The sequence below is a fragment of the Vibrio sp. Vb339 genome (assembly GCF_902751245.1).
GTDB lineage: Bacteria > Pseudomonadota > Gammaproteobacteria > Enterobacterales > Vibrionaceae > Vibrio > Vibrio coralliirubri.
Window position 1 is genome coordinate 1,491,007 of sequence record NZ_CADDIS010000001.1, and the last position, 4,135, is coordinate 1,495,141.

At 40.9% G+C, this 4,135-nt stretch carries 4 protein-coding genes; 3 read left to right on the forward strand and 1 reads right to left on the reverse strand.

The window, feature by feature from the left end:
* The first annotated feature begins 139 nt into the window (after window positions 1-139).
* The 3 genes from HRQ85_RS06630 (at window position 140) to HRQ85_RS06640 (ending at window position 3,364) form a co-directional block, all read left to right on the forward strand.
* On the forward strand, window positions 140-1,729 hold the full coding sequence (locus tag HRQ85_RS06630) for a response regulator (RefSeq protein ID WP_172379085.1): 1,590 nt from the start codon (window positions 140-142) through the stop codon (window positions 1,727-1,729).
* Window positions 1,723-2,055 carry an Hpt domain-containing protein gene (locus HRQ85_RS06635; RefSeq protein WP_048660260.1) on the forward strand — a complete coding sequence of 111 codons (333 nt, stop codon included), beginning with the start codon at window positions 1,723-1,725 and terminating at the stop codon, window positions 2,053-2,055. The genes HRQ85_RS06630 and HRQ85_RS06635 overlap by 7 nt, the downstream gene beginning before the upstream one ends.
* A 412-nt stretch (window positions 2,056-2,467) precedes the next feature.
* Complete coding sequence (locus HRQ85_RS06640; protein ID WP_048612578.1) at window positions 2,468-3,364, forward strand: sigma-70 family RNA polymerase sigma factor; 897 nt, start codon at window positions 2,468-2,470, stop codon at window positions 3,362-3,364.
* Window positions 3,365-3,569: 205 nt separating this feature from the next.
* Here HRQ85_RS06640 and HRQ85_RS06645 read toward each other — a convergent pair whose 3' ends face one another.
* Window positions 3,570-3,923, reverse strand: coding sequence for a hypothetical protein (locus HRQ85_RS06645; RefSeq protein WP_172379086.1), 354 nt, complete (start codon window positions 3,921-3,923; stop codon window positions 3,570-3,572).
* Between the last annotated feature and the right edge of the window lie 212 nt (window positions 3,924-4,135).

Genomic DNA, 4,135 nt, shown 5'->3' on the forward strand with positions numbered 1-4,135 from the left:
GTAAAAGTAACCTGCGTTTGAAGGATTTCATAAATGTTTTAATTACCAATAGTTTATTGAGTGTTTGTATGTGATATAGGCACCTTGACAATGTGCAACTTGACACCTAGATTAAAAATAACATTTGGTATTGAGGAAAATGGATTTGACCTTACCACCTGATCTACGAGTTTTAATTGTCGACGACTCCAAGAGTGCAACTATTCTTATAAAGCAGCAACTCTCGAGCTTGGGCATTTCACATGATTGCATCTTTATTGCGACCGACTATCGACAAGCCATTAAAGCAGTCGAGACACACTCTTTTCATGTACTCCTCATCGATTACCACTTAGAACAGTCTTTTACTGGCTTTGAGCTGTTGGGGATTCTGTATCGAAATCGCCTCATCGATCATACGGTGGCGACAATCTTACTCTCTGGGGATATGCGTCAGGAAACAGTATTAACCGCCCTTTCAGGTGAAGCACACCACTTCGTTTCTAAACCGATTAATACTCAAACGTTGGGTAAAAAGATCCAAAGTGCTGTGTCTGTTTCAAAGAAACTCACGCAACTGAATGATTTATATCCAATTTCCAGTCAAGAAAGATTAACTCAAGCTTTGGCGATCTCCCCTAATGGCACTAGCGTCCAGTTCGAGGCGACATTGATTGAACATTTAATTGCAGGTAAGAAATGGCAGTTACTCTCTAGCGTCATTAACAACTCGAAAACCAACATGCACCCAACAAAATTGGTGGCTGAGGCGCTAATTCTCGACAGCTTAGGTAAACCCAATTTAGCCATAGATAAGCTCCACAATTTTCTGATAGCGCAGCCACTCTCATTAAGCGTTATTGATTGCTTAAGCTGTATCTATGAAAAACACAAAATGCTGCTGCCTGCTCTTAAATTGGCGATTCGTGCATTTGAGATGACACCGAGTATCAGCCATCGTGCAATCAGGGCCATCGACTTAGCTGAGAACGCAGATAACACACACATGATCATAAAGTTAGGTGAAATGTATGCTACCCACATTTCAGCTGCTGACATTGATGTCATCCATTCTATTGGTGCGCACTTTAATTCGTTAAAAGCAACGTATCAGCGCGAGACGCAGCTAAAGTACAAACGTATTTTGCTTGAGCACGCCAACCAATTCACTGAGTTGGTAAACCTGAAACTTCCGGTAAAACAACAGCAGCAAGTTTTGGCCAGCCTTGCCCTATTTCAGGGCAGCATATTGCTCATCGAAAATAGCCCTCAGCTTGCCCACAAAAAAGTGATTAGAGCTTCGACACTGTTAGCGAACAATTTCCACAGCCAACCAACTTATTTGCTCACTCAGTTATTACCAATGCTGGCCCACTTTGGTGAGTACTCTCTTTATCATTTAGCAGTGGAATGTCTCAAATCTCGCGGAGAAGTCGTAAACCACCAACTTGAGTCCAAAAACATCGACCCTTCAACGTGTATAAACATTGAAAACTTGGGGTCGATCCAAGAAATAAAAGACTACATTCACAGTTACCCATATTCAGTTGCCGCCAAACTTGACTATATATATGCCGTCCATAAAGCTCATATAGATGAAAAACTTAGCGACGACTATTTAGAAGAAATCTTACAATTAGAACTTCCTCCAAAATGGAACCAATGGATTAGTGATTCATCACGGTATGGTTTTTCCACTAAGCCGCCTAGCCCATTTTCAACATGCAGCCGACAGGAGTCCACATGCTAGACTTTGATGCTTTAAACGCCTATTTAGACAACGACAGAGAAGTCATTTACGCCGTTTTGTCTACATATCAAGAAGACCATGGCAATTCGCTACAAGAAATCGAAGAGTTGGTTCAACAACAAGATTGGGGCAAGCTTCATTTTACTGTGCATACCTTAAAAGGCATTCTAGCCAGTTTTGGGGAAGAAACGGCGACTGTTGCATTGGAAAGAGTAGAGCAAAACACACTTAATAAGCTTGCTCCGCAGGCTGATGATCTTTCCGTTATCTACAGCGAAATGAAGATCATTAATCAACAAATTGATGAGGTTCTTAGCACTTATTAGTCGATAGAATTAAGACGTTCGTGGCGATACTTAATAGCCGATACAGCTAAAAGAGTTGAGGTACTTGGAAACATTGAACCTCGACTCTTACCATTCTTTTCATCATATCCCCTCTCAATTATAGATCTAACCCATACCTATAAATTCACGGTATTTATCTAGACAAAGCAATGCATAACACATGCTTTATAAACCAGCCATCTTGATGTTTTAAATGAAAAACCAACACACTGGATGAGATGCAAAATAGTTAAATATTTGTAGATCTTTTTGTGACATAAACATACGAAATTGCATTTTATTTATTGGTAAAGAAGAAACTGTTATCTACACTCTAATGAAACCAAGCGTTAATCACTTGGTGGCATAATAATAAAATAAAACGTTCAGTCGGCTAGATAAGGACAAGGAAATGAACAACGATAGTTTTGCTGCGTTTCAGGGGCTCACGGATGAAACACCCATTACCGAATCATTTTCTACCAGTGCAGACCCTTATGCTCATTATCTGAAAGATATTGTTGGCATTGATCTGCTGTCACGTGAAGATGAGGTGTATTACGCAAAATTGAATCGCGCGGGTGATAAAAAAGCGCGTGATGTCATGATCGAATCAAACCTGCGCCTTGTTGTGAAAATCGCAAAGAGTTACCTAAAACGTAAAGGCAATAATTTCACCCTGCTCGACCTGATCGAGGAAGGCAACATTGGCTTGATTAAGGCCATCGACAAATACGATCCAGAACCAGGTTATCGTTTTTCAACCTATGCTGTGTGGTGGATCCGCGAAAACATTGAAGCCGCACTGATGAACACGGGTCGAACCGTTCGATTGCCAGCCCACGTGTGTAAAGAAATAAACAGCCTCGCCTCAAAAAAGCTCGATGTAAGCAAAAAAATGAGTAAAGAGGTTTCAATTTCTGAGCTATCAGACAGTTCAGGTGTTAAGGCCGAACGCGTCGATCAATTGGTGGCGTTAAGCGGGTTTATTGACGTGACGACAACGGTTGGAACTAGCCATGCGCCTATGGTGCTTGATCAATGCGAAAGTGAATATATCCCCGACCCTCAACAAGATTGTGAAGATCAATCCTTTACCCAAGCTCTAGAACAAATCATCCATACACTTCCTCCAAAATTACAAAAGGTGCTAATCCACCGTTTTGGTTTCTTTGATAACAACGTGAAAACGCTGTCTGAGGTCGGACAAATGTTGGATGTAAACGTTTCTAACGAGCGTGTTAGACAAATGCAGAAAGAAGCAGTCGAGAGAATTCAAAAACGACTCAAATTTGATGGTTGGGTGTAAGTCGTAACCCAGTTGAAAATAGCGTTAAACCAAAACAGCAACGTAATTAAAAAAACAACGGAAGTAAAACAAAGAACCTTAAGGGTGAGCCTCAAAGCTTGCCCTTTTTGTTTGCCTAATTTGCTAGAAAAACAGAAAGATCTTAAGCACACAAACCCAAAGTCGCTAATGCCTAATGGCGAAGGAAAATTGCCACAGCATTAACTTACCTTAGAGAATTGACTCGCTCACTGCGCAAAATGAGATAATTGATATAAGTGGTTTCAAGACAATCTTGTTCCCACACTGATAAAATCCGTTTGGCCGCAAAATAATAATCTTTGTTTCTCAACAGCATCCCAACGGTGCGGCTAAGCTTTTCAAATCGAACGTGATCGCTCGCAGAGATGTAGTCATCTTCACTTTCAATAATGGGTGCTAAACCATCAGCAAACCAATTATTCAATATTTCTCGCATCTCTAATTCAGACTCAGGCACATCCACACTCGACAATTCTCGATGTTGAGGCGGTGGCACTATGTACTTCGACGCTTGCGGTGAACTGACATAACGATACATGCCCTCACTCCTTTTTAACTCTCTCTATAGTAACTAAGAACATTCTTGTGGATTCTCAAGTTTTTTGAAGCCAAAGAATGAATCTCAGGGACAAATAAGAAAGCCATGCAAAGGTCACTCTACATGGCTTTGCTCAGGGCAACTTTACGCTGCCCTATCTACTTGTTGGCTTAGACTAAATGTCGGTTCAGACTAAAACTAAGCTCTCTCGA

Bases quoted from the DNA above. Each gene is read 5' to 3' on its own strand.
- HRQ85_RS06645 (WP_172379086.1), bottom strand. From the start codon at position 3,923: ATGTATCGTTATGTCAGTTCACCGCAAGCGTCGAAGTACATAGTGCCA.
- HRQ85_RS06630 (WP_172379085.1), top strand. From the start codon at position 140: ATGGATTTGACCTTACCACCTGATCTACGAGTTTTAATTGTCGACGAC.
- HRQ85_RS06640 (WP_048612578.1), top strand. From the start codon at position 2,468: ATGAACAACGATAGTTTTGCTGCGTTTCAGGGGCTCACGGATGAAACA.
- HRQ85_RS06635 (WP_048660260.1), top strand. From the start codon at position 1,723: ATGCTAGACTTTGATGCTTTAAACGCCTATTTAGACAACGACAGAGAA.